25 protein-coding genes are annotated in these 26,275 nt (G+C 34.0%); 10 read left to right on the forward strand and 15 right to left on the reverse strand.

Annotated features, from left to right (window positions below):
• Positions 1–29: 29 nt before the first annotated feature.
• Complete coding sequence (uidA, locus tag J5E45_RS08015; protein ID WP_107550169.1) at positions 30–1,823, forward strand: beta-glucuronidase; 1,794 nt, start codon at positions 30–32, stop codon at positions 1,821–1,823.
• A 552-nt stretch (positions 1,824–2,375) separates the two neighbouring features.
• Here the strand turns inward: uidA and J5E45_RS08020 are convergent.
• On the reverse strand, positions 2,376–4,100 hold the full coding sequence (locus J5E45_RS08020) for a glycoside hydrolase family 3 protein (protein WP_069792279.1): 1,725 nt from the start codon (positions 4,098–4,100) through the stop codon (positions 2,376–2,378).
• Between the two features lie 3 nt (positions 4,101–4,103).
• Positions 4,104–4,949: an HAD hydrolase-like protein gene (locus J5E45_RS08025; protein WP_208181986.1), complete on the reverse strand. Its 846-nt coding sequence runs from the start codon at positions 4,947–4,949 to the stop codon at positions 4,104–4,106.
• Positions 4,950–5,469: 520 nt separating this feature from the next.
• On the opposite strand from J5E45_RS08025, the gene J5E45_RS08030 reads away from it, so the two are divergent.
• The 5 genes from J5E45_RS08030 (at position 5,470) to J5E45_RS08050 (ending at position 10,854) form a co-directional block, all read left to right on the forward strand.
• Entirely contained in the window at positions 5,470–6,108 is a 639-nt protein-coding gene (locus J5E45_RS08030; RefSeq protein WP_080750268.1) for a bifunctional 2-keto-4-hydroxyglutarate aldolase/2-keto-3-deoxy-6-phosphogluconate aldolase, read from the forward strand.
• A gap of 410 nt (positions 6,109–6,518) precedes the next feature.
• A complete protein-coding gene (locus J5E45_RS08035; protein ID WP_069792281.1) occupies positions 6,519–7,922 on the forward strand; it encodes an MFS transporter in 1,404 nt (467 codons plus the stop codon).
• Between the two features lie 20 nt (positions 7,923–7,942).
• Positions 7,943–9,349 (forward strand): glucuronate isomerase, encoded by a 1,407-nt coding sequence (uxaC, locus tag J5E45_RS08040; protein ID WP_208181987.1) that lies wholly within the window; start codon positions 7,943–7,945, stop codon positions 9,347–9,349.
• Between the two features lie 18 nt (positions 9,350–9,367).
• Positions 9,368–10,432, forward strand: coding sequence for a mannonate dehydratase (gene uxuA / locus J5E45_RS08045; protein ID WP_208181988.1), 1,065 nt, complete (start codon positions 9,368–9,370; stop codon positions 10,430–10,432).
• Positions 10,433–10,662: 230 nt separating this feature from the next.
• A complete protein-coding gene (locus tag J5E45_RS08050; protein ID WP_029378284.1) occupies positions 10,663–10,854 on the forward strand; it encodes a hypothetical protein in 192 nt (63 codons plus the stop codon).
• Between the two features lie 221 nt (positions 10,855–11,075).
• On the opposite strand, the gene J5E45_RS08055 is transcribed toward J5E45_RS08050, so the two are convergent.
• On the reverse strand, positions 11,076–11,345 hold the full coding sequence (locus J5E45_RS08055; protein WP_039067408.1) for a DUF1413 domain-containing protein: 270 nt from the start codon (positions 11,343–11,345) through the stop codon (positions 11,076–11,078).
• Positions 11,346–11,539: 194 nt separating this feature from the next.
• On the opposite strand from J5E45_RS08055, the gene J5E45_RS08060 reads away from it, so the two are divergent.
• The 3 genes from J5E45_RS08060 (at position 11,540) to J5E45_RS08070 (ending at position 13,474) form a co-directional block, all read left to right on the forward strand.
• Complete coding sequence (locus J5E45_RS08060) at positions 11,540–12,244, forward strand: SDR family oxidoreductase (protein ID WP_039067406.1); 705 nt, start codon at positions 11,540–11,542, stop codon at positions 12,242–12,244.
• 155 nt (positions 12,245–12,399) lie between these two features.
• On the forward strand, positions 12,400–12,900 hold the full coding sequence (locus tag J5E45_RS08065; protein WP_208181989.1) for a GNAT family N-acetyltransferase: 501 nt from the start codon (positions 12,400–12,402) through the stop codon (positions 12,898–12,900).
• Between the two features lie 40 nt (positions 12,901–12,940).
• Positions 12,941–13,474, forward strand: a complete 534-nt coding sequence (locus J5E45_RS08070; protein WP_081324984.1) for a GNAT family N-acetyltransferase — start codon at positions 12,941–12,943, stop codon at positions 13,472–13,474.
• A gap of 136 nt (positions 13,475–13,610) precedes the next feature.
• On the opposite strand, the gene J5E45_RS08075 is transcribed toward J5E45_RS08070, so the two are convergent.
• Positions 13,611–13,979: a VOC family protein gene (locus J5E45_RS08075; RefSeq protein WP_069792285.1), complete on the reverse strand. Its 369-nt coding sequence runs from the start codon at positions 13,977–13,979 to the stop codon at positions 13,611–13,613.
• 179 nt (positions 13,980–14,158) lie between these two features.
• Between J5E45_RS08075 and J5E45_RS08080 the strand changes: the two genes are divergently transcribed.
• Positions 14,159–15,076: an ABC transporter substrate-binding protein gene (locus J5E45_RS08080; protein ID WP_101050239.1), complete on the forward strand. Its 918-nt coding sequence runs from the start codon at positions 14,159–14,161 to the stop codon at positions 15,074–15,076.
• A gap of 88 nt (positions 15,077–15,164) precedes the next feature.
• Here J5E45_RS08080 and hisIE read toward each other — a convergent pair whose 3' ends face one another.
• The 11 genes from hisIE to J5E45_RS08135 all read right to left on the reverse strand — a co-directional run bounded on the left by hisIE (position 15,165) and on the right by J5E45_RS08135 (position 26,253).
• Positions 15,165–15,797: a bifunctional phosphoribosyl-AMP cyclohydrolase/phosphoribosyl-ATP diphosphatase HisIE gene (hisIE, locus tag J5E45_RS08085; RefSeq protein WP_208181990.1), complete on the reverse strand. Its 633-nt coding sequence runs from the start codon at positions 15,795–15,797 to the stop codon at positions 15,165–15,167.
• Entirely contained in the window at positions 15,794–16,552 is a 759-nt protein-coding gene (hisF, locus tag J5E45_RS08090) for an imidazole glycerol phosphate synthase subunit HisF (protein ID WP_039067398.1), read from the reverse strand. The genes hisIE and hisF overlap by 4 nt, the downstream gene beginning before the upstream one ends.
• On the reverse strand, positions 16,549–17,253 hold the full coding sequence (gene hisA, locus J5E45_RS08095; RefSeq protein ID WP_208181991.1) for a 1-(5-phosphoribosyl)-5-((5-phosphoribosylamino)methylideneamino)imidazole-4-carboxamide isomerase: 705 nt from the start codon (positions 17,251–17,253) through the stop codon (positions 16,549–16,551). The genes hisF and hisA overlap by 4 nt, the downstream gene beginning before the upstream one ends.
• Complete coding sequence (hisH, locus tag J5E45_RS08100) at positions 17,228–17,824, reverse strand: imidazole glycerol phosphate synthase subunit HisH (RefSeq protein ID WP_069792290.1); 597 nt, start codon at positions 17,822–17,824, stop codon at positions 17,228–17,230. The genes hisA and hisH overlap by 26 nt, the downstream gene beginning before the upstream one ends.
• Positions 17,821–18,399 carry an imidazoleglycerol-phosphate dehydratase HisB gene (gene hisB, locus J5E45_RS08105; RefSeq protein WP_039067394.1) on the reverse strand — a complete coding sequence of 193 codons (579 nt, stop codon included), beginning with the start codon at positions 18,397–18,399 and terminating at the stop codon, positions 17,821–17,823. Before hisB ends, hisH begins: the two co-directional genes overlap by 4 nt.
• Positions 18,377–19,381 (reverse strand): pyridoxal phosphate-dependent aminotransferase, encoded by a 1,005-nt coding sequence (locus tag J5E45_RS08110; protein WP_039067392.1) that lies wholly within the window; start codon positions 19,379–19,381, stop codon positions 18,377–18,379. Before J5E45_RS08110 ends, hisB begins: the two co-directional genes overlap by 23 nt.
• On the reverse strand, positions 19,381–20,637 hold the full coding sequence (gene hisD / locus J5E45_RS08115; RefSeq protein WP_039067425.1) for a histidinol dehydrogenase: 1,257 nt from the start codon (positions 20,635–20,637) through the stop codon (positions 19,381–19,383). The genes J5E45_RS08110 and hisD overlap by 1 nt, the downstream gene beginning before the upstream one ends.
• On the reverse strand, positions 20,627–21,244 hold the full coding sequence (gene hisG, locus J5E45_RS08120; protein WP_039067390.1) for an ATP phosphoribosyltransferase: 618 nt from the start codon (positions 21,242–21,244) through the stop codon (positions 20,627–20,629). Before hisG ends, hisD begins: the two co-directional genes overlap by 11 nt.
• A gap of 16 nt (positions 21,245–21,260) precedes the next feature.
• Positions 21,261–22,076 (reverse strand): ATP phosphoribosyltransferase regulatory subunit, encoded by an 816-nt coding sequence (locus tag J5E45_RS08125; protein WP_039067389.1) that lies wholly within the window; start codon positions 22,074–22,076, stop codon positions 21,261–21,263.
• A 379-nt stretch (positions 22,077–22,455) separates the two neighbouring features.
• Positions 22,456–23,772 (reverse strand): D-serine ammonia-lyase, encoded by a 1,317-nt coding sequence (locus J5E45_RS08130; RefSeq protein ID WP_208181992.1) that lies wholly within the window; start codon positions 23,770–23,772, stop codon positions 22,456–22,458.
• A 321-nt stretch (positions 23,773–24,093) separates the two neighbouring features.
• Positions 24,094–26,253: an RNA degradosome polyphosphate kinase gene (locus J5E45_RS08135; protein ID WP_039067386.1), complete on the reverse strand. Its 2,160-nt coding sequence runs from the start codon at positions 26,251–26,253 to the stop codon at positions 24,094–24,096.
• Positions 26,254–26,275 lie beyond the last annotated feature (22 nt).

The raw sequence follows: 26,275 nt of genomic DNA on the forward strand, positions 1-26,275 counted from the left end.
TTTAATGAAATTGAAAGGAGTAATTGAGTATGTTGTATCCAGTTGTAAATGAATTTAGAAGTATCATTAATTTAAACGGTATTTGGCGTTTTAAATTAGAAGAGGACGAAGATCAAATTGATGTGTCACAACCATTAAATACTGAACAAGTTATGGCTGTGCCAGGTTCGTTTAATGACCAAGGTGTCACTGCTAATATTCGCCACCATGTAGGGAACGTTTGGTATGAGAGAACATTCACTGTTCCTAACGTTTTAAAAAATGAACGTATTGTCTTACGATTTGGTTCTGCAACACATAAGGCAACCGTATATATTGATGGTAAAGAGGTAACATCACACCAAGGAGGTTTCCTACCATTTGAAGTAACATTAGATAAATCATACACAGTTGGGACGCATCGTTTAACGGTATGCGTAAATAATATATTAGATGAAACAACTTTACCGGTTGGAGATTATAGCGAAATAACAGATGCAGAAGGTAATGTGATTAAGAAAAATACACCAAATTTTGATTTCTTCAATTATGCGGGTTTACATAGACCTGTAAAAATATATACAACACCTAAGATCCATATTCAAGATATTGAAATTGTACCTGAATTACAAGGTGAGGATGCTTATGTAAATTATAAAGTAAGCACGAACCATAGCAGAGGGACTGTTGAGGTTCGATTAGTGGATGAAGACAAACAGGTCATAGCAGAAGCAACAGGTGTAGAAGGTACGATAAAGGTTCAGAATCCACATCTTTGGAAACCATTAAATGCGTATTTATATCATTTAGAAGTGTCACTTATAGAAGATGGAGAGTTAATTGATACTTATTCTGAGCGTTTCGGTATACGTTCTGTCGAAGTGGCTAAGGGTAAATTTTTAATTAATGGAGAGCCGTTTTATTTTAAAGGTTTTGGTAAGCATGAGGATAGTTATTATCATGGCAGAGGTATGAATGAAGTAGCGAATGTATTAGACTTTAATTTGATGAAATGGATAGGAGCAAATTCATTTAGAACTTCGCACTATCCGTATTCAGAAGAAATGATGCGTTTAGCTGATGAGCAGGGTATAGTGGTGATTGATGAAACAACTGCTGTAGGAGTTCATTTAAACTTTAATGCAATTTTAACTGGTGAAAAAGCAAGAAATACATTTGAAGAAATAGGTACGAAAGCGGCGCATGAATCTGCGATTAAAGGGTTAATTGAACGCGATAAAAACCATGCATGTGTGGTTATGTGGTCGATTGCCAATGAACCAGCTTCTGACGAACAGGGGGCTAAAGCATATTTCGAACCATTAGTGAATCTAGCACGAACGTGTGATCCACAACAGAGACCTGTTACAATTGTAACAATACTGACTTCTCAACCAGATACATGCCAAGTGCAAGATTTAGTCGATGTATTATGCTTAAATAGGTACTATGGTTGGTATACTCAAACAGCAGATTTGAAAGCTGCTAAATTGGCACTAGCAGAAGAGTTAGATGGTTGGAGTATTAAACAACCAGATAAACCAATTATGTTTACTGAATATGGTGCTGATACAGTGGCAGGAATGCATGCAATAAACGATGAATTATTCACAGAGGAATACCAAATACGTTATTACGAAGCCAATCATGAAGTTATTGATAAGTATCCACAATTTATTGGAGAACAGGTATGGAATTTTGCAGATTTTGAAACTTCTACGGGTATTATTAGAGTTCAAGGAAATAAGAAAGGGATTTTCACCCGTGAAAGAAGGCCAAAAGCCGTCGCTCATTACTTCAAAGAAAGATGGTCAAATATTCCGGATTTTGGATATAAAATATAATAGATGAGGACGGGAGTCAGACAGAAATATAATTTATTTAAAAAGGTTTCGGTCATACCTGTAATAAGGATAACTAGGGGTGAAAACATAACAGGCTTAACTGTGAGTTAAAGTTCAAGCATAAGTCCCACTAGCCCAATATAATGATTAAGAATCTGGGACATAAAGTTCTTGGATAAGTGAAAAAAAGGCGTTTTCTATTGAAATAAAATAGAAATTGTCTTTTTCAATATTGTTTTGATTATAGTTAGCTCGTTGGTTTAGCTTAGTAGTGTTTATTAAACTATACGAAAGGGGCTTATTTTTTAAGTATTTTAATGTGAAAATCCATATGAATGAGACGTATTTTCGGGAAACTCTTGAGAGGATAGGACAAGCTGAAGATTACAGGCTGAAGCTGTCTCCCTAAGAAAGCGAGCCAACAATGCGAAGTATTGAATAAAAAAATAAGCACTCAGATGAATTGAATAGAATCAAATCATCTGAGTGCTATTTTTCTTGGATTTATGTTCCAATCCCTATTTATTCATTTATATTATGCTGTTGTCTATATTATAATTTGGCTTGCCATTTATCAGTCCAAACCAAATCGTTATAAGTACCTTTAAAAGTGCTTAATCCCATAAGTTTATCGACCGTTTGTTTAATAGTTTCAGGGTTAGAATGATAAGCATTTATATAAGCTTTCACCATCGTTGCATCGTGTAAATGAGTTGTGAAGTTTAAGGAAACAAATACCGTTGGAACTTCATGTACATACCAAGGAATTTCATTGCTCATTGCAGTACCCCATTTGATTCGATAGTTATTTTCAGCAGCGTAACCAATAATGTTAGCGAAAACTAGTGCTGCATCAACGTCTTCTCGATAAGATAATGTCTTGCCTTTAACGCGTGTTGAACCATCGTTTAAAGTAACATTAAAACCTCTCGATTCCAGTTCTTTAATAATGTCTTCAGGCACATTATTAGCAGATTTATAAATGCCATCTTTTTCACCTTCAATTACATAAAGACGAATGTTTTTATGTGTTTCTGGACGAATCGGTAATTGATCCAAAGTATTTTTTACGAGTGTAATACCTAAATCAGCAGCTTCAGCACGCATATCTAAATGTTCTTGGCAACCGATAACTTCCAAGTCTTCTTTAGTGCGAATAATCGTGCCATCTTTTTGTTTCTTGTGTAAATTCAATTGTGCCTTAAGTCCTAAGATACGACGAACAGCATCATCTAATCGTTCATCTGTGATGATACCATTGTTATATCCGTTTAACATAAATTGATAATCTTCTTCTAAATCATTGAAGAATAGAAACATATCACATCCAGCGGCAATTGAAAGTGGCACGTAATCTTCACGACGCATAGAAGCAGTCATACCTAACATATGACTAGCGTCTGTAACGACTAAACCATTGAAATGCATATCGTCTTTAAGTAAATCAGTGATAAGTTCTTTTGATAATGTTGCTGGTAAAATATCTTTATCTTCTAAGTTTGAGTTTAACTTTTTAGAATAAGCAGGTTGTGCAATATGTCCAGCCATAATCATTTGTACGCCTCGATTAATATGGTGTTGATAGACTTTACGGAAACTATTGTCCCATTCTTCTGTAGATAATTCGTTTACCCCTAATACTAAATGCTGATCACGTTCTTCTGTACCATCTCCAGGAAAATGCTTAATACAGGTAATCATGTCACGTTCTGAGTTGAAACCATCAATAAAAGCGCTAGAATATTTGATGACAGTTTGTGCATCTGTCCCGTATGCGCGTGTATTTACGATAGTATTGCGCCAGTTTTTAAGAATATCAACGCACGGATCGAAATTGATATGTACACCTAATGCTGAAGCTTCACGTGCAGAAACAAGCCCAGCATTGTATGCAACCTTAGTATCTTGTGCAGCTTCACATTGTGCTGCACTTGCAATATAAGTGCCATCTTTACATGCTCCATTACCTCCAGAATCACAGTTAGCTGCAACAAGTACCGGAACCTTTGTACTTTGTTGTAAGTCATTGAGTAAGCTTTGTACATCAACTTTATTACCGCCTTCATAACGTGCGCCACCAATATGATAACGTTCTAAAACTTCCTTATTACTCAAATCTGCGTCGTGGAATTTTTTCCCACCTTCCAATGAAAATAAATTGAAAAAGAGTTGGCCAATTTTTTCTTCACTTGATAAATCTTTTAGTGTTTCTTCAACCCAAGCAATTTGTGTGTCGTCTAGATTATAAGGGGATGCTTTTAAGTTTACTTTTACCATTAATTATTTCGCTCCTTCAAAATTATTATAAAATATAGAAATTAGAGAAGTTTGTATTTCTTGATTGAAACGACCTTCTCTGAATAGTTTTAAGTATTTATTGTGAAAATCTAACCATGATTGATCTTCGTGGCCGGCAAGGATAGGATAAAAATATAAATCATGCATTTGAGCAGCTTCCAAATCTCCCTTGGCATCACCTAGCATAATAATATTTTCTAAGTCATAGAATGACTTTAATACTTCAAGACAATGCTCTTTTGTACCTGATTCTTGGGCGAACATGCCGCTCAAGTAAGGTGTTAAATGATAAGACTCCCATTCATGTTGAACTGCAGAAAGGTTGGCTGACGATACGATAGCTATATCTGCAAATGAAGCGGCATCTTTTAAGGTATTGTGTACGTGTTCAAAAGGACCGATACTAGGAAGTTCTTTAATACGTGCATTGACTTTATGAGACCAAGATAAAGCTTTGCGTAAACCAGATTTGTTTGGGTTATCTTCAATAGCTTCTTCTAGACTAGGATTTGAAAAAGATTGGGTAGTTTGTACCCATTGTTTTATGTCGTCATATCCTTGAATGTCTAAACCCTCTGCAACAAGTTCTCCTAACATTTTTTCAAGACCTCTAAAACGGTTGATGCCTCTGGTTATTTCATAAAGATTGAATGCATTCCATCGTTCTAAGATCCTTTCAGATTTATCTTCGAGATGCCATTCTTCGACAAGCGCTGGACCAAAAGCGCGTTCATGTTTAATAGTCATAGAATCAATGGCACATCCATCTGAATCAACGCAAATGAGTTTATTATATTTAGCTTTATAGTGTGATAAAGATTGAATCATTTTAAAATTCCTCTCCCATAAGTTTGAATAAAGTGATTATCATAATGTTTTTTACAATCATAATTGAGTTGAGTAGTGTAAAAGACGAGTGGAATTATTGTTCTATTAAAGTAGATAATCCATATGATAAAGCGCTTTCTTCACACTATTAAAGTTAGCATTTAGAATTCAAAAAAACTACAGAATAATCAGTAATTATGTGATTTAATTCACAAAATTGCTATTTTAGGCTAATTTATTTCTAAAAATGTTAATAAGTTTATAAAAAGGAGCATATATCTCAATAATTCAAATGGTTAACTGCGTCGCTACAAATTTGTGAGCTATTTAATTTTGCATCATTTGAAATTTGAGATATTAGTATTGATCTTAGATTTATCAAGTACTTTCGAATGATTCTATTGTAAATGAGTTCATGACACTATTTAGACATATTTTTATTGTAATTGACTGGAAATAAATAAAAAATATAATGAAAGTGAGTTGAGTATGAGATTTTAATCAGAAAAGGAAGATGATGATGAATAAAATGCGAACTTTACAACAACTACAAGAAAATTATCTAGTTGCGGTTGTTAGAGGTAATACGGAGGATGACGCATGGCAAAAATGTAAACAAATTATTGAAGGCGGCATACTAAATATTGAAGTTACATTCACGACACCAAATGCGGAAACAGTCATAAAATCTTTAAATACGAAATATAAGAATGATGTTTTGATTGGTGCCGGAACAGTTATGGATGCTACTACAGCGCGTATCGCAATAATGAATGGTGCAAACTTTATTGTGAGTCCTCATTTTGACGCACAAATAGCAATGATGTGTAATTTATATACGATACCTTATTTACCTGGATGTAGTTCAGTTACAGAAATAACGACTGCTTTACAACATGGTGTTGATGTAGTGAAGTTATTTCCTGGAGATGGCTTAGGAGCAGATTTTATAAAAAATGTACACGGCCCGATACCACAAGTGGAAATGATGCCTTCAGGAGGCGTATCCATAGAAAATATGCATGAATGGTATGAAAAAGGGGCGTTTGCCTTAGGTATTGGTAGTGCATTAACCAAAGGTGCTCAAGATGGAGCAGATCGAATTATTGTAGAACAGACACGTGCATTTGTGGAAAGGTTTAAAAATTTAAAAGCTTAATATTTTAACTTTGATAACTGTCAATTCTCATTATTTAAGAAAATAGCATAACATTACAAACAACGCTAATTGTTGTATTAGGGAACGGTATATGTAACATGAGCATGAGTAATAAAAATTTTGAAGTTTATTGAAATCGCTTACATATATTGTTGGAATTACAAAATAAAGTCATAGAACCTTTAGCTTATAAAAATATATGTGTAATTGGAATATGAATATAGGTAGGTTTGATTACCCCTTATTGTAATTAATCTATGCTCCAAATTATGTTTAAAGTATTTATAGAAGAAAGTGCTTCTAAAATCACAAATCAAATATTAAATAAAGACAAAGACAGTTTTATTTAGATAATTTTAATGCTTAAGTAAATGTTTAGGGGACATCAAACGTTAGAAAGAGGTCATCTTATGGTTTCAATGTCAGCGAAGAAAGAACAAACAAAGCAAGAAAAATTTGACGATATTAGTACACCAAAATTAAAATTCAAAGAAAAGTTATCATACGGTTTAGGTGATTTAGGTAACGGTATGATGTTTGATATGGGACAAATATATTTATTGAAATTTTTTACGGATATACTAGGTATTTCCGCTTTTTATGGTGGACTGGTGTTTCTTGTATCAAAAATATTTGATGCTTTTGTAGATACTGGTGTAGGTACTTATGTGGATTCAAGAACGAATATTGGTAAACGTGGTAAATTTAGACCATTTATTTTATACGGTACAGTACCACTTGCAATTTGTACGGTTTTATCATTTATTGCGCCAAATTTAGATCAAACTGGTAAAACCATTTGGGCATTTGCGACTTATATGTTATTTAATGCGGCATACTCAGTTGTTAATATACCTTATGGTTCACTTTCTGCGTCTATGACTGTTAATGCTGAAGATAGAACGCAGCTATCAGTGTATAGAAACTTAGGGTCACAAGCCGCGTTATTTGTGGCAGGTATCGTGGTCATACCATTAGTTAATCAATTTCCCAATCATGCAGTAGGATATCCTATTGCAGTAGCATTATTAGCTATTGTCGGCGTTATACTACATTTAATTTGTTATAAAAATGTCAAAGAAAGACATGTGATACAACGTCCTAAGACAAAAGGAATGGGTAAAAAAGCTTTTGTGAGCTTGTTGAAAAATGGAGCATTTGCAGTATTAGCAATTTATACATTACTAACAATTATGTCGATGTTTTTAAAACAATCGTCACAATTATATTATTTCCAATATGTTATGGATGCACCTAATTTAGTTGGTCTTGTTAGTACTTTGAACTTTGCCGTTCTTGTTCCAGCGCTTTATATAACAACGTTGTTAAGCAAGAGGATAGGGAAAAAGATGACAGCTATCGTAGGTATAGCAGGATTTGTAGTGTGCGAAATTTTAAACTTTGCACTTTTTGGAGATTATATTACAACATTTTTAATAGTAAATACAATTTCTTCATTCTTTTTAGTTATACCTAATACAGTGACTTGGGCATTTATTGCTGATGTTGTTGAATATGGGCAATGGAAATCTGGAATACGTTCTGAAGGCATTACGTATTCAAGCTATAGTTTCACCCGTAAGATTTCACAAGCTTTGGCAGGTTTTATTCCTGGGCTTGCATTAACTATGATCGGTTATCAACCTAATGTTGCTCAGACTACGGAAACATTAACAGGGCTTAAAGTATTGTTCTTTGCTGTGCCAGGTGTAGGTTGTTTAATTGCACTAATTATATTCTTAATTGGTTATCCACTAACAGACAAGCGTCATAAACAAATTGTTAAAGAACTAGCATTAAGAGAAGAAATTTAAAGGAAAGGGCGTTTTCAGTAATGACTCAATTTATCACTGATCGTTTTATGTTACAAAATACAAAAGCGGTTGAGCTATATAATAAATACGCAAAAGATATGCCTATTTATGACTATCATTGCCATTTAGATCCACAACAAATTAGCGAGAATACGCACTTTGATAATATCACAACGTTGTGGCTAGGGGGAGATCATTATAAGTGGAGAGCGATGCGTGCGCAAGGTATTGATGAATATTATATAACTGGTGATGCTTCACCACGAGAAAAGTTTAGAAAATGGGCACTTACTTTAGAAAATTCGGTTGCAAACCCCTTATATCATTGGTCTCATTTAGAGCTAGCTATGTATTTTGATGTGCATGAAGTGTTAAACGAAAACAATGCTGATCAAATATACGATCAAGTTAATGGTTATTTGCAGCGTTATAATATCACAGCACAATCTTTAATTACTCAATCAAATGTTAAAGTGATTTGTACTACAGATAACCCTACAGACGATTTGCGTTATCATGATGAGCTACAAACACAAATGGACTTCAAGACTCAGGTATTACCTTCATTTAGACCCGATGTTGCTTTTAAAGTTGGTGAAGAAAGTTTTGCTGAATTTATAGAAACATTAAGTAGCTTAACACACCCTATTAGTAATGTAGATGATTTTGTAGAAGCTATAAAAATGCGAGTTAATTATTTCCATGACAAAGGTGGACGATTAGCAGATCATGGATTAAGTTCTATTGAATATCAGTCATATAATCGTTCAGATATTGATGATATTTTCCAAAAAGCGTTGAAAAAACAACAAGTAAGTAGTAAAGCATATGCACAATTTCAAACATTCTTATTATATGAATTAAGTAAAATTTATAACGAAAAAGATTGGGTTATGCAAATTCATTTTGGTGCAATTCGCAATAATAACACTACTGCATTTGAACAATTAGGCCCTGACGCCGGATTTGATTCTATACGTGATCAACAAAATCTTGCTGAAAACTTAAATAGTTTATTAAATATGATGGCTTCAAGTGGTCACTTGCCAAAAACAATATTATACAATTTAAATCCTACATATAACGACATCGTAGGGTCTACTATTGCCAATTTCCAAAATCAAGCACATATACAAAGTAAAGTACAACATGGTGCTGGCTGGTGGTTTAACGACACAAAACGCGGTATGTTAAATCAAATGACATCCTTGGCTGATCAAGGCTTATTAATGCACTTTGTTGGTATGTTAACAGATTCTAGAAGCTTTATTTCTTATTCTAGACATGATTATTTTAGAAGGATTCTATGTACTTATATTGGTAATTTGGTTGAGTTAGGAGAAATACCTGAGGATCCAAGACTATTAGAGAAGCTAATTAAAAATATTTGCTATAACAATGCTTATAACTACTTTAAATTGATATAGAGAGGGGTGTCATTTGGAATGGAAATGACATTTAGATGGTATGGCAAGGATGATCCAATAAGCTTAGAATATATCAAGCAGATACCAGGCATGAGAGGCATTGTCAGCGCCATCTATGATATACCAGTAGGTGAAGCTTGGCCATTAGATAAAATTAAGGAATTAAAATCAGAAATCGAAAGTGCCAATTTAGAACTTTCAGTCATTGAGAGTGTGCCCGTACATGAAGATATTAAATTAGGGAAGCCAACGCGCGATAAATATATTGAAAATTATTGCCAAACATTACGACATTTAGGTCAAGTGGGTATTAAAGTAGTGTGTTATAACTTTATGCCAGTATTTGATTGGACGCGTTCACAGTTAGATTTTTCTTTAGCAGATGGTTCGACAGCATTGATATATGATGAAGAAGCAATTGCTAAAATGAATCCACTAAAGGGTGAACTCTCTTTACCAGGTTGGGATTCAAGCTACACCAAAGAAGACTTAGCTGCACTCTTTGCAGATTACAAAACAATTGATGAAGAAAAGTTATGGGAGAATTTAAGTTACTTTATTAACAAAGTAATACCTGTTGCAGAAGAAGCGGATGTACTGATGGCAATACATCCAGACGATCCACCTTGGGGGATATTTGGATTACCCAGAATTATTACAAATAGAGAAAATCTGGAAAGGTTCATTCGCATACATCCGTCTAAACATAATGGATTAACGATGTGTTCAGGTTCTTTAGGTTCGGATAAGCATAATGATTTTCCGGAAATGTTAACATATTTTGGTCAAAAAGGACGTGTACATTTTGTTCACGCGCGTAATGTGAAATTAGTTGGGAATAAGTCATTTCAAGAATCTGCACACTTATCAGAATCAGGATCTATCGATATGTATAAAGTTATAAAGACATTACATGATTTTGGATATAAGGGACCCATTAGACCAGATCATGGACGCATGATTTGGGGAGAAACAGGTAAAGCAGGGTATGGTTTATATGATCGGGCGTTAGGCGCAACATATTTAAATGGTTTATATGAGGCGATAAATAAAAATTGTATACCACAGAGTCCTCGAAAATAAGCGCCAGCTTTTATGAAAATTTAAGCGTAATTATTGTAAACAACAACTTAATATTTGTTGAGCAAAGGGAATGTCAAATATAAGAGTTGAATGGGAGAAGAAAAAAGAACAAAAGTGATAAATTTGTGAAAATAATCACAAAATCCTTTTAAATTATTAGAATATGCATTATGATAAGGGTGTAGAAGATAAACAAAGCTTCTTAATAGAAAACTACGGAGTGATTAATTATGAGAAAAGTAATTGAAGCAGTTATTTTTTCAAACGAAAGTAGTTACGAAATATACACACACACAGGTGTAAATCAAGGTATTATTAATGACATTAAAGATGGATACAGAAGTATTGACTATATAGCTTACATTGATGCAGAGAAAATTTACAACTATGGTTTAAAGAAAGAGCTATTAGTTAATCAATAATACGCTGTATACATCGATGTAAATCGAGGTTTAATAGTGTTTTTAAACTGCGCTTACAATAAAAACCTATTAACTTTGTGCAAGTTTTTCTCCCCAGTAAAACTTTCATGATTTATTTAAACACCCTCACCCCCAGTATTAAGAAAGCCTACACTACTGTTTTTATAGTAGTGTAGGCTTTTTGTATATTGATTTAAACGAAACCTATTGAAAGATTAATCTTAAATGTAGGCCTTGAAATTATGTTTAACCGAATTGAAGTCATAAACGGAATTATACATACCCATGCGAATATGGTCTTGTGACGCATAAGGTATACGTAAGTGATCATGGTGTTCTACATAGATACGGAATTCACGTTCTAGTTGTTTGCGTTGATTTAAAGACATTTGAATCCACTCTTCTTGATCAAACAATGCTTCAAAGCGAAATTCAAAGTTGTCTTTGCCCTTAAATGCATGTAAATGATTGATTTTTTCATCAAAGTTCAAATTTTATCCCCCTTTAATCAAACGTTGCTAAATTGATATATATCTATTATATACCCACATTAAATTGAAGTATAGGTAATGAATAATTGTTATAACACAAAATTTTAATAAAAAATAAATTAACATGATAAAATAATTGAAAATAGGGAAATGACCTTATAAATAGTTAAATTGAAGAAGAAAGGAAGATATGAATGAATGAATTAAAAGATAAAGTTGCAATTGTTACAGGTGCAAGTAGTGGTATCGGTGCAAGTATTGCCGAAACATTGTCACAACATGGCGTGAAAGTAATGTTAACAGGGCGCAATGAAGCACGTTTATCTGATGTAGCAGAACAACTTCAAGAAAATAGTCAGTCTGAAATTGCTACACATATCGTTGATGTTACGCAAAAAAATGAAGTAGCAAAATTAGTAAAAGAGACTGAAAATAAATTTGGTCATGTAGATATATTAGTGAATAGTGCAGGTTTAATGCTCTCTTCTGCAATTACAGATGGTGATGTTGAGGCATGGGAAAATATGATTGATGTCAACGTCAAAGGTACTTTATATGGTATTAATGCCGTATTACCAATATTTTTAAATCAATCTACAGGACATATTATAAATATTGCTTCTATTTCTGGTTTTGAAGTTACAAAACAAAGCACCTTATATAGCGCATCTAAAGCGGCGGTACATACTATTACCCAAGGGTTAGAAAAAGAATTAGCTAAAACAGGTGTAAGGGTCACAAGTATTTCACCTGGTATGGTAGATACGCCATTAAGTGGTAATACTGATTGGGGTTCTCGTAAAAAGTTAGACCCGAAAAATATTGCTGAAGCTGTTGTTTATGCATTACAACAACCTAGTCACGTCAATATAAATGAAGTTACCGTAAGACCAGTATAAAATAGCGCGTAGACAAGCCTTGTTTTATTTATTATGTTCTTTGTTATCTGTTAGCCATATGAGAGTGAGAGGAAAATAAAATTACAAATTTTGATTTTCCTCTCACTCTTAAAAGTTATATTTTTGTATCTAATTTATGAAAGAAGTGTTAATCAATGTATTATAGGCGTTTAATTGAAAGTGACGTGAAAGAATATCGCAAGCTGCGTTTGAAATCATTGCAAACTGATCCGAAAGGTTTTGCATCTACTTACAAGCGTGAGATTGAATTCTCCATAGATAAGTTTAAATCACGAATCATACCTACAGAAACTCAATTTACAATTGGCGCATTTGACGACACCTCATTAGTTTGTATAGGTGCTTTTTATAGTGAAAGCATAGAGAAGGTAAAACATAAAGGAAACTTAGTGGCGGTCTACTGTGATCCCCAGTATAGACGACAAGGTATTGCCAGGTTATTGCTTCAAAAAATAATTGATGAGACAAAAGAACTAGGGTTTGTGAAAATAATTGAATTAAGCGTCCTGTCCGAAAATAAAAGTGCCATTGCATTATATGAACAATTAGGATTTAAACGTTATGGCATAGAACCTAAAGCACTCTATGATGGAATTAATTATTATGATGAAGATTTAATGTACATGGAATTATAATATATAACAGTTGAAAATATTAAGCTAAGGTGGGGAAAATATGGAGACAGATTATATTATGGAGACAAACTTTATTATTGAAACAGATAGATTATATTTAGTGAGACCTTCACACGAATATTTAGTCGACTTGTACAATTTACATTCAGATCCAAGAACAAATGTTTATAACCCAGCAGGGCCTCACCAAAGTATAGAAGAAACAGAAGAGATGCTTAAGTCATGGATTGAACATTGGTTTAAATACCGTTTTGGTTACGCATTAATGATAGAAAAAGGAAGCGGTAAAATGATTGGTATGTGTGGTTTGACATATAAAACAATGTTAGGTGAAACATATCTTAATTTAGCTTATCGCTTGAACCCAGATTTTGCACGCAAAGGTTATACCAAAGAATCATGTTTAGCGGTTATAGAGTATGTGAAAGAAGACATACAAGTCAGTAATCAAATACTTGTGCGCACCAAAAAAGATAACCGCCCATCTATTATGACTGCCCAATCATTAGGATTTGAAGAAATAAGCAGTTATAACAATTATGAAGAAATGGGAGACGTCTATCTTTTTGAGTAATATCTGTTTATGATTATATGATACGTGTTGGCGATGAGATGTTACATAGCCCAACTTCCAATAATTGTAAAGTTTTAGTAGGCCATCTGAGTAAGAACCACTTCTTTAAAGAAGTGGTTCTTTAGAGAGTGGGACTTTACAGCCATTCTATAATTTCAATCCTATTGCCAAATGGGTCGTAAATATAAAAGCGATCAGCTCCTTCAAGTTCATCTCCGTATATAATTTCGACTTCTTGTAATTCAAGGTTTTTCCTTACTTCCGTCGCGTTGTGTACTGCAAATGCAGGGTGTGCCTTTTTGGCTGGTTCAAAATTGGTTTCAACACCAATGTGAAGTTGTTGTTGTCCGATTTGAAACCAAACCCCGCCTTTTCGTGCAAGATTAGCTGGTTTGGTTATTTCTTTGAATCCTAATTTTTCAGCATAAAACGCTCTAGCTAAATCTTCTTGGTTTGCTGGTGCAGCAACTTGTACATGATCAATGCCTATGAAATATTTTTCCATAATAGCAACTCCTTTTGTACTTATAATATCAAAAGTGTAAAAATAAAACGACTATAATAAATTTCGAGTTTAGAAAAATGCCAAACTATAAATAATTAAAAATTCTATATTATTATATTGCAATTGATAATCGTTTTCGATTAGAATAGAAGTATAATATTATGGAAGGGGTTAATATTTTGAAAAAATTATTTTATTTCATGTTGTGTTTACTATTATTTTTAGCAGCTTGTGGTAATAATGATGAGTCTAAAGATGCAGCTTCAAAAGAAAATACCGAGACGAAAACATATACAACAGGTGAAGGGGATAAGGTGCAAATTCCTAAAAATCCTAAAAGGGTACTTGATTTAACAGCTAATTATGGCAATTTTAAAAAGTTAGGTATTAAACCGATTGCGATAACGAGTGTTTTTCCTGATTCAAAATATTTAGATATGGCAAACATTAAGAAGATAGATCCTGAAGATGTGGAAGCAGCAGCAAAATTAAAACCCGATTTAATCATTACATATAAAGAAAATAAGAATAATAAAAAATTAGAAAAAATTGCGCCAACTGTTCCGATTAAGGTGCAAAATATGGATTATAAAGATACACATATAGAAATAGGTAAATTAGTGAATAAAGAAGCAAAAGCTAAAAAGCAAGCTAGTAAATTATCATCCAAATTAGCCAAGGATGGTAAAGAAATTAAAAAAGCAATTGGAGAAGATAAAACTTTCTCAATTATGGATATTCAAGCAAAAGATATATATCAATTTGGGCCTAGATTTGGTCGGGGTAGTGAAGCAATCTATGAAGGATTCGGTTTAAAAGAGGATCCCGAAGCGAAACAAGCTATGCCAAAAGAGAAGTTTATGAAAGTACCTAAAGAAAAATTTAATACGTACTCAGGAGACTATTTATTAGTTCCTACAAAAGACGGACAGAAACCTAATAATGATTTTGTAAAATCAAATACTTGGAAAAATAACCAAGCTGTACAGAATGGTAATGTGGTTTATTATGCTATGGATGAAGCGATTTATGCAGATTTAATTTCTGTGGAAAAACAGGCAGATTTATTTAAAAAAGAATTGTTGAAAAACAAATAAAAAAGACGAGATGAATATGGTTTACAGAAATCTTATTAAAAATAGATTTTTGTTCCAAATTCATCTCGTCTTTATATTTAAGGCATTGTTACCAATGATTAATATCTGTGCGTTCTCCCTTAAAGTTATTAGCGGTTTGATGACGTTGAGCGAGTACTTGTTCAACGTCGTCAAATTTTATATCTAAGGCATGTAACAACACAAATAAGTGATACATTAAATCAGCAGTTTCATTCGTCACTTCTTCACGGTCATTTTTCATTGTACCTATAACAACTTCAAATGATTCCTCGCCGAATTTTTTCGTGATTTTTTCTAGTCCTTCATTTAATAAATACTGTGTATATGAGTTTTCTTTATTAGATTCGGCACTAGTAGTTACTGTTTGTTCTAGTTGTTGCACGTTGAAAGGTATGGGCGTATTAAAACAACTTTGACTACCTGTATGGCATGTTGGCCCATTTGGTACAACCTCGATAAGGAGTGTATCTCGGTCACAGTCTAAATGAATATTTTTAACGATTTGAGTATTTCCAGACGTTTCTCCTTTTGTCCATAAACGGTCTTTGGAACGTGAATAAAAACAAACAACACCACTTGTGAGTGTTTGCTGATAAGCTTCTTCATTCATATAACCGAGCATTAGCACTTGATTTGTATTAATGTCTTGTAATATAGCTGGCAAAAGACCTTTGCTAAAATCAGGTTGTTCTGTATTCATCTTACTGGGACACCCCCTTGTGCCATTGTTTTTTTGATTTCATCTACAGTTGTTTCTTTATCGTGTAAAATACTTGCGGCAAGACCAGCAGAAACATCGGTTTGCTTAAATAGATTAACGAAATGCTCTGGATTACCCCCGCCACCACTAGCTATAACTGGAATATTTACAAGTTGTTCGATTTCATGTAAGTGAGTGACATCGAAGCCTTGTTTCATACCATCATGGGTCATGCTTGTAATAAGTAACTCACCAGCACCTAAAGCTTCAACTTCCTGAACCCAATCATAAACACGTTTATCTGTACGTTGCTTGCCGCCATGTGTATAACAAAAATAGTCATTTAATTCATCGTCATAATTACTATCTATAGCGATACATATACATTGACTGCCAAATTTTTCGCTAGCTTCTTTAATAAATGATGGATTTTTAAGTGCACTTGAATTGAGTGATACCTTGTCAGCACCATGATTTAAGAGTTGAGAAATATCAGCGATCGTTGATATACCACCACCTACAGTTAATGGTATAAATAGTTTGTCTGCAGTTTCTTCAATAACATCGAGTACAAGGTCATGGCCCGCTTCTGTACGTGAAATATCTAAAAAGACTAATTCATCAGCGCCTTGCTCGTTATAATACAGTGCATATTCGACAGGGTTACCAATATCCCTTAATCCTTTAAATTGGATGCCTTTAACGACGCGCCCATCTTTAACATCTAAACAAGGAATGATACGCTTTTTAATCATGACAAGCCCTCCCAAAAATTAGGATTATGTGCAGCTTTACCTACAATAGCTGCCGAAACGCCAAGCGCTTCTAATTCTTCTAAATCTTGTTGATGGCGAATACCCCCAGAAGCAACGACAGGTTTTTGAGTTGCATTGACTAATTGACCAGTAATCTCAAAATTAGGGCCTTCTAGTCGTCCATCTTTTGAAATATCTGTGTAGATGATACCGGCAAGAGGTAAAGACTCAATTTTTTCAATTAACTCAAATAAATCTAGTTCAGCATCTTGTTCCCAACCATTTATTTTTACTTCTCGTTTATATGCATCCACAGAGAGATATAAACGATTAGGGAATTGGTGCGCCATTTCGGCTAACCATTCTAAGTTTTGAATACCTTTAGTACCGATAATACAATAATCAATCCCATCGTTAAAATAAGCTTCAATAGTTTCTACGCTTCTAATACCACCACCAACTTCTATCGGTTTATCGGTTAGTGTACGTAAGGCTTTAATGTAGTCTTGTTCAATAGAAGATTGTTGTTTAGCCCCGATTAAATCTACGATATGGATACGATCTACACAATTGAATTGGTTATAAAATTGAATGCTTTCTTCAGCGCTTCGTGACATTTTTTCTTCTGAATCATATTTACCTTCAGTAAGACGTACACTTGTTGCATTGATTAAATCAATAGCTGGCCATAGTTTGATCATTTAGGAATCCGCCTTTCAGTGCTTGATTAAGTATTGCTAAGCCATCATCGCCACTCTTTTCAGGGTGGAATTGGATGCCTATATAATTTTTAAATTGTACAATTGCAGGGACTTGTGTGCCATATTCAGCGAATGCTACAACATATTCAGACATTTGTGCCTGATAAGAATGTACAAAATAGACATCTTGAGAAAGTGTCGATTGGTTACTAATTAGATTGTTCCAACCTAAGTGAGGAACTGGGTAGGGCGTTTCAATTGGTATGATGCGACCTGGTATTAGTTTTAATCCAAAGACATCACCTTCAGCGCTCCATTCATATAGCAGTTGCATGCCAAGACAAATACCAATCACAGGCTTGTTTGTAACGGATTGCAAAACTTCAACCAAACCTCGGGAATGGATAGCTCGCATGGCATCTTTAAAGTGACCGACACCAGGTAAAATAACCATATCAGCAGCTTCAATATCTTTTGGATTATCTGTTAATTTAGATTCATAACCAAGATGATTGATTGCACGTTGTACATTTTTAATGTTGCCTAAACCGTAATCAATTATGGCAATCATTCTATCACACCCTTAGATGACGGTGTGCCTTCCGTATCATTACTTGTTAAGGCTACTTTAAGGGCACGCGCAAAAGATTTAAAAATCCCTTCTATTTCATGGTGCGTATTGCCACCACGAATTAAATCTATATGTGTTGTTAAGCGCGCATTAATGACTAGCGCACGGAAGAATTCTTCTACTAATTCAGTGTCAAAAGTGCCTACTTTTTCGCGACTTAAACTGGCATTAAATGAAAGGAATGGACGCCCACTAATATCAACTACAGTACGAGCTAATGTTTCGTCCATAGGGATATAACTTACCCCATAACGTTGAAAGGATTTTTTCTCTCGTGTCATTTCTAATAGCAATTGACCTAAAACGATACCTATGTCTTCTGTGACATGGTGATCGTCTACTTCTGTATCACCATTTGCATCAATAGTAATAGATAAGTTGCTATGAAAGGTTAAGAGAGTCAACATATGATCCAGAAAACCCACGCCAGTGTTTATTTCGCTTGGACGATTGTCGTCTGCAAGTGAGATAGATAATTGTGTTTCAGCAGTATTACGCGTTTTTTGATAAATCATATTGAGACCTCCAAGTTTTAATAATTTCTTCTAAATCATCCAATTGTGAATCCGTAGCAATAGAATAACGCACGTAGTCATTCATTTCTGTTCCATTATATAATCTAGGTAAAAAACCATGTGCTTGAATATATTCCCCTAAGTTTTGTGCTTCCGTTCCTTTAGTAAGTACAAAATTAGTAGATGATGGAAATACGACCATAATATCTGCAACATAATCGTTAAATAAGTTTCTTAGTCTAAGTGCTAATTGACGTTGATGTTCTATAAATTGTTTGGTTTTTTCAGGATGTTCAAACATATACAAAGCAATGTGTAGGGTAAGCGTATTTAATGGGTAGGGATGCTCAATACTCTGTATATGTTGAATCGTCTCTGGTGTACCAATTAGAACGCCCAACCTTAAGCCAGCGATACCGAACGCTTTTGACAAGGTACGCATTTGTAGTACGTGTGGTTGCATATCAAAGTTGTAAGCTTCACCGAAATCCAAGTATGCTTCATCTATTACGAAATAACCACCAATATTGTTCATTTTGTCAGCGATAGCTGTTAAAAATGTAGTACCATATTGCTTACCTGATGGATTGTGTGGATTGCTCATTATAAAGAATGCAGGCTGCACTTCCTCGATACGTTGTAAAATCTGTTCAAGATTAAATGTTAAATCGTCTTCAGCTTGCACAAATTCAATAGGACGATTTACTTGAGCAGCATAAGCTTGGTACATGAAAAAATCTGGATTAAGTGTTAATGCCGGACCCTCTGGCATGATTAGCATTAATTTTTGAATCAGTTCATCAGATCCATTACCAGCTATGACTTGTTCAGCAGTAAAGCCATAATAATTTGCATAAGCGTCTTTAAAGCGTTCGTATTCGTCATCTGGATAAAAGTTAAAGGCAGCATCTTGTATTATTGTAGCTAGTTGTGAATCTGTTAAAGGACGAAGTGGACTTTCATTTTTGTTAATTCTTATCATTAATATGACCCCTTTGTCGTTCTAATTTCAATAGATTGTTCATGATTATATAGTTGTTCAATATGGGCAAGTTCACGAGCAGGCTTTTCAATTTGATTGAAGGTATCTTGAGACAAATCTATGACCGAGTGACGCGTTAAAAAGTCATTCACTGATAAACCGTTCGTAAATCTTGCTGTTTGATTCGTAGGTAATACATGGCTTGGTCCAGCAACATAATCACCTATGACTTCTGGTGAATAATGACCTAAAAATAGAGCTCCTACATAGCGTACATGATTTAAATAGTCTCGTGGTGAAGCGGTTTGGATTGATGCATGTTCAGGTGCGATTTGATTCATTAAATCACAAGCTTCTGTGAAATCATCAACAGCAATCAAGAAATGGTGATTAGCTAAACTTGCCTTTACGATAGATTGACGTTCAATGTCAGTGAGTGTTTGTTGAATCTTTTGTTCGAGTTGTTGTAGCAGTTCCTCATCTTCACTAATAACAAATGTACGTGCTAATTCATCATGCTCAGCTTGCGCAAATACATCATATGTAATCGCATCTAAATCAGCAGTCTTATCAATGATTAAAGCAATTTCACTTGGTCCTGCAATTTGATCTATACCTACTTGACCAAAAAGATATTTTTTCGCATAAGCGACATATTGATTGCCTGGGCCGACAATTTTATCAACTTTAGGTATCGTTTCAGTTCCATAAGCAAGTGCAGCTATACTTTGCGCGCCACCAACTTGAAATACATCATCAACGCCAGCAATATAACATGCGGCCAAAACGATATCAGGTAGGCCATCTGCTTGCGGCGGTGTTACAACAGTTATATTTTCGACTCCTGCAACTTTCGCAAGTGTTGCAGTCATTAATACAGTTGAAGGGTAGCTCGCTTTGCCACCTGGTACATACACACCAACGCGTTCTATAGGATGATACATTTCATAACATTCAATAGAACCTTGCTGATCTGTCCATTTGATAGATTTTTGGTAAGTCTCAATACGAGCGTGACTGTGTTGTAAAGCTTCTCGCAAGTTATTGTCTAACCGGTGGAAGGCTGCTTCTAACTCTGAGAATGGAATTGCTAATTGAGGTGTATCTACTTTGTCTAACTCTTTATTGTAGGCTTTGAGTGCTTGATCACCTTCCAATTTAACTTTTTCACAAATTGTTTTAACTAGGGGATACAAATCCTCATTTAAAGAGGACTGATCTAAATAGTCATTTAAAAATGTCGCTTTATTTATAATCAATGAGTGACACCTCCAAAGTTTGAATTAAATCGTCAATTTCCGTTGATTTTTTAAAGTATGATTGCTTGTTGGTAATAAGTTTTGCATTTATATTCTTAATGGTATCTTTTTCGACTAACCCATTAGATTTCAATGTTGTACCGGTTTGGACGATATCAACGATGCCATCTACCATATCAACTAAACAAGCTAACTCGATAGAACCAGATAACTTTACAAGCTCTACATCAAGTCCCTGTGATTCAAAATATTTACGCGCGGTTTTCATATAGGAAGTAGCAACTTTAGTGAAAGTAGTTGTTTCTGGTTTAGAAGCTAAAGCAAAGTGACAATTGCCAAAAGGTAAGTCCAAAAGGTTATTGATTGTATAATTACTTTCTTCCAGTACATCACTTCCGACAATACCTACGTCTGCTACACCTTGTTCTACATAGATAGGGACATCACTCCCTTTAACTAATACAAATTGGATAGAACCAACAGTAATTAATAATTGACGTTCTCTCTGTTCTAACGCTTGTGCATATGATTGTTCATTTATTTCCTTTAAATAAGCAATAAAGCTTTTTAATAATCTTCCTTTTGCTAAAGCTACTGTAAGCATGTGCGTCGCTCCTTTTTTATAAAATAAATCCGAGTCCGAATCCTTCTAAATCACCTTTGTAAAAACCACCAGTTAGTTGTTGATATTTATTTTCTTTAAGATGACATCTCATGAATGCGCCTTTGTAATATGAACGGGGTGGCTGTGGCGTAATATCTAGATGTATATCATTAATACCGAGTGATTTGAACCACTGTTCCCAACGTCTTAACGCTTGTATTGTACGATGATCATGTTGGAAAATCTGACTTAATAAATCTAGTTGTTCTGTCGTTTTAGTAGTTAGTAATTGAACGATTGGATGAGCGATACCAAGTTGCGAAGTAAGCTCTGAAATATTGCGTTCTTGAATGAGTTTTAATATCTCATTAGTTTGCTCTTTAGTCGTTAAAAGTAAGTCAATAAGCTGGTAATGACCTAAAATAACAAAATCTATCTCATCGTTAAGTGAGGTTTTTATAAACTCATAAAAAGCCATAAAGTCTTCTTGCATATCTGTAATGGTAGGGTTGTAGTGTTCTATACCTAATTGAGTATAGACTTCATTATCACGCACAATAGGTCCTGAATAAGCTACATTGCTTAACTGTCGTGGATAATTACTATAATAACGCAATAATTGATCAGTAAAATCATTGCGTAGCGCAAAGATATGATGGTCATGTTGCCAGAAACTACGCTCTGTCATTTGTTGAAGGTCGTCTTTTGTAAGTGTTTGCCATGATAGAGATTCGATAAAGCTGAAATCGACAAGTTTAAATCCGGCTTGTTGAAAATGCTTTAAAAATGCGAGTTCAATTTCTTTGTTTTTAATAAGTGTTGTAGCATTCATAATATAACCATCCTTTACATTTACTTTGTTTCTCTACCGAACTAAAGTGAATTGATAAAGAACACTTTAACATAGATATTTTTGTAATTCAATAAATATTCTGAAAATAATGGACAGAGTTCATTTTAGCTCCCTTAAAATATATACATGATGCATTTTAATAAAAAATAAAAGTAAAGCCCGAGCATAAATAGATGTCTCGGACTTAGTGTGTTTAGTCATCGTTAAATAGGCGCATTAACAAAATTACTTTTCCAAAAATTGATCGCTGTCCCACTATACAATTCTAAGTTTTGATAGTAACAAAATTAAATTTAACTAGTAATGTTATTTATTTTGATTGAGTGATTTTTGTATATTGTTGTAGTGAAGAGTGAAATTAATATTTATTATTTTCAACTAAGTTCTTGCCATAATCTACGTACTTGAGCATTTCATCTTTAGGCACCATATTACCTCCTGTTGCCCAAACGATGTGGTTCGCATTTTCTACAGCAATTCCATTATTGATTGCTGATTGAGTTGTTGGTTTTATACCAGCAAAGCCAGAAGCTGCTGAAGGTTCAATGAATATGTGTTCTTTTTGGCTCAAAGCGTATAAATAGCGATACATTTGCTTATCAGATACAGTACATGCACCATAAAGTATGTTATTCATTATTTGTCCAACGAGGCGAGAAGGACGTGATACTGCTAAACCGTCAGCATCAGTACGGCCATCCAAACCAATATCTGTGACAGCAATAGTGTCATGGAGCTGGGTCATCATTCCTAGTAACATACATGGGGCATGTGTAGGTTCAACAAACACACAATAAACATGCTCACCCAGCATTCGATTTAAGCCAAAAGTCACGCCACCAGGGCCACCACCAACACCACATGGTAGATATACAAAGAGAGGATGTTCAGCATCAACTTGTATATTTTGTTCTCTAATTTGTGATTTTAATCTTAAAGCTGCTACGGCATAGCCTAAGAACAAATCGGCTGATCCTTCATCATCGACAAAGTGGCAAGTTGGGTCATGTTCCGCTGCTTTTCTGCCTTCTGCAACTGCAAATTGATAATCAGATTGATGTTCGATAACTTCTACACCACGGTCGCGTAATAAATCTTTTTTCCATTGACGTGCGTCACTCGACATATGGACCGTTACACTGAATCCGAGTTTCGCGCTTATAATACCGATACTTAAACCGAGATTTCCTGTTGAACCAACCGCCACGTTATACTGGCTGAATAGTGCTTGATATTGTGGTTCAGCTAAAATACTGTAATCATCGCTATAGTTTAAACCGCCTTGATCTACTGCAATAGTTTCTGCTAGTTTCAATACTTCGTAAATACCGCCACGTGCTTTTATGGAACCAGAAATTGCAAGGTGACTATCGCATTTAAGCCATAACTTTCCTATATTTGTTTGAAAATCTGATTTTGTTAATGCATCTTGCATAAATGGAATTTGTTTTAAAGGTGATTCTATTAAGCCATCATTCTTCTCAGTTTCAGGAAAAACTATACGAATATAGCTGGCAAACCTATCCAATCTTGCAGCAGCTTCTTCAATATCGTCTATAGAAAAAGGGAATGATTCTGACTTTTGAAAATTTGGGTTTTCCCAGAATAAAGGTGTATAGTTTTGTAACTTATTGATTAAAGGAAAAGTTTGTTTAAGTTGATTGAGTGTAGTCATGGTAATCCTCCTGCAGTACGAATTTATCTCATTCATATTATAGCAAATTGTGTTTGTTTATCGGTACATGGACTTATATATTATGGTAGTGTGAATAAATAAATGCTCTTTTATTAACAATTATTGAATAAAATCGTTCATCGCGTATGTCAGTGAAATATAGGTAAAGTTAACAAACAGAAAAGAAGTGGAGCAGCCATCAAGGGTTAATTTGATTGCTGTTCCACTTCTTATAAGGTCATATCACGTCTAATATTCACTTATGCAACAATTTGAACGCTTTAGAGACGTGACTTTAAATCAAATCTTTATGTTAAGAATTTATTTTTTAAAAGATTTTCGTATCTTAGTAAACCAGCCTTTACGATTATTAGCTGAAATAACTTGAGGATGTGCAGATTTTTCTTGTAAAGATTCACCAAATTTTATAGCTTCATTCATAAGATAAGCTTGTGAATTTAATGGTGACAAATTATTTTCAATATAGTGATAATTGCCATGTTGATCTTGGTAACGTCCTTTTTGATTATCAGAAAGTTGAAGATTCATATAATCTAATAGACGGCTTGCGATCGCTTTATCTTCAACAGGGAACAAAATTTCTACACGTTTAATCATATTTCTCGTCATCGCATCTGCAGATGAAAGATAAATGTTATCTTCTCCATTATTATGGAAATAATAAATACGAGAATGTTCTAAAAAGCGTCCAACTATACTCACTACTTCAATATTTTCACTGATGCCCGGAACACCTGGTTTTAAGCAACAAATTCCACGAATAATAAGTTGCACTTTAACACCGGCACATGATGCTTCAAATAATTTGAGTATAATGTCTTTATCAGTTAAAGAGTTCATCTTCATAATAATTTTCCCATTACCATATTGTAGCTGCGCCTTGATTTCGTTATCTATACGCGCTAAAAAGACGTCACGGATATCAAATGGGGCAACAATTAATTTGTTATAAATTGGTTTTATTGAGTAACCACTGAGATAGTTAAAGAAGTTAATTGCATCTTCAGCAATCTCATTGTTCGTCGTTATAATCCCCATATCAGTGTAAAGTTTAGCGGTTTTATCATTATAATTACCAGTTCCTAGATGTACAAAAGAAGTAAGTTTATTATTAATACGTTTAACTACTAGTGAAATTTTACTATGTGTTTTTAAATGTGTCATACCATAAATAACATGGCAACCAGCGTCTTCTAGCATTCTAGCCCAATGTACATTGTTTTCTTCATCGAAACGTGCTTTTAATTCTACAAGTACGGTAACTTGTTTACCGTTTTCTGCGGCATTTTTTAAGCTATTAATAATAGGTGAGTCTTTGCTGACACGATAAAGTGTCTGTTTAATGGCAATCGTATCAGGATCTTCAGATGCTTCACGTATAAAATCTACTATAGGTTCGAAAGATTCATAGGGATGATGAAAAAATATATCTCTTTTAAGAGAGAGATCAAAAATATTATTATCGCCTAAAGATTGTGGAATTTGTGGTACATATTTATTATATTTTAAGTGTTTTAATTTATTAGATAAATGACCAACTAAATCAGAAAGCATAGTTAAGTCAAGTGGTCCATCTAAGAAATAAACATCATTATCATGAACTTCTAATTGATTCATTATCCATATAATATCTTCATGTGTTGTATCTCTACCATCTACTTCTAAACGCACTGCTGTACCGCGTTTACGCTCTTTTAAGAAACGTTCAATTTCAATTAATAAATCTTCTGCACCGTCTTCATGGATGGTTAAATCTGCATTTCTTGTAATTCTAAAGGTAAAAGTATTTATGACATTAAACCCTGTGAACAAATCATTTATAAAATAAGTGATAATGTCTTCGACCATAATAATGTATTGTTTATCACCTTCATTCAGTGCGTAAAAACGTGGTATTAATGATGGGATTTGTACAATAGCAGAATTAATTTCATCAGGTGTATCTATATTTACAAAAATGTTTAAACTCTTATTATTTAATTTAGGAAAAGGATGGTAAGCATCGATACCTAATGGTGTCAAAGTAGGTAGTATACCAACTTTGAATTCTGTTTCAAGTTGTGCTAAAAGCGTTTCAGGTAACTTATGAGGTTTTACGATTTCTACTTGATACTGACGTAAATTATTGATTAATTCATTATAAATTTCATACTGTAAATCAACGTTTTTTTTGTTTTTAATTTTAATCTGGTCAAGTTGTTCCTTTGGTGTTAATTGTGCTTTATTTTCTGGTTTATCATAGCCCATTTTGACTTGATCTTGTAGACCGGCTACTCGTACCATAAAAAATTCATCTAAATTTGAGCTAAATATAGAAACAAAGTTAAGCTGTTCTAATAAAGGGTTGTTTTTATCTTGTGCTTCTTGTAATACACGATAGTTAAAATCTAACCAACTTAGCTCTCTATTATTATAATATTGTGGTGAATTTAAATACTTATCTCCCAAATTTCTATGCATAACTGTTATTACACCTCATTAG

The sequence above is a fragment of the Staphylococcus shinii genome (assembly GCF_017583065.1).
In the GTDB taxonomy this organism is placed as follows: Bacteria; Bacillota; Bacilli; order Staphylococcales; family Staphylococcaceae; genus Staphylococcus; species Staphylococcus shinii.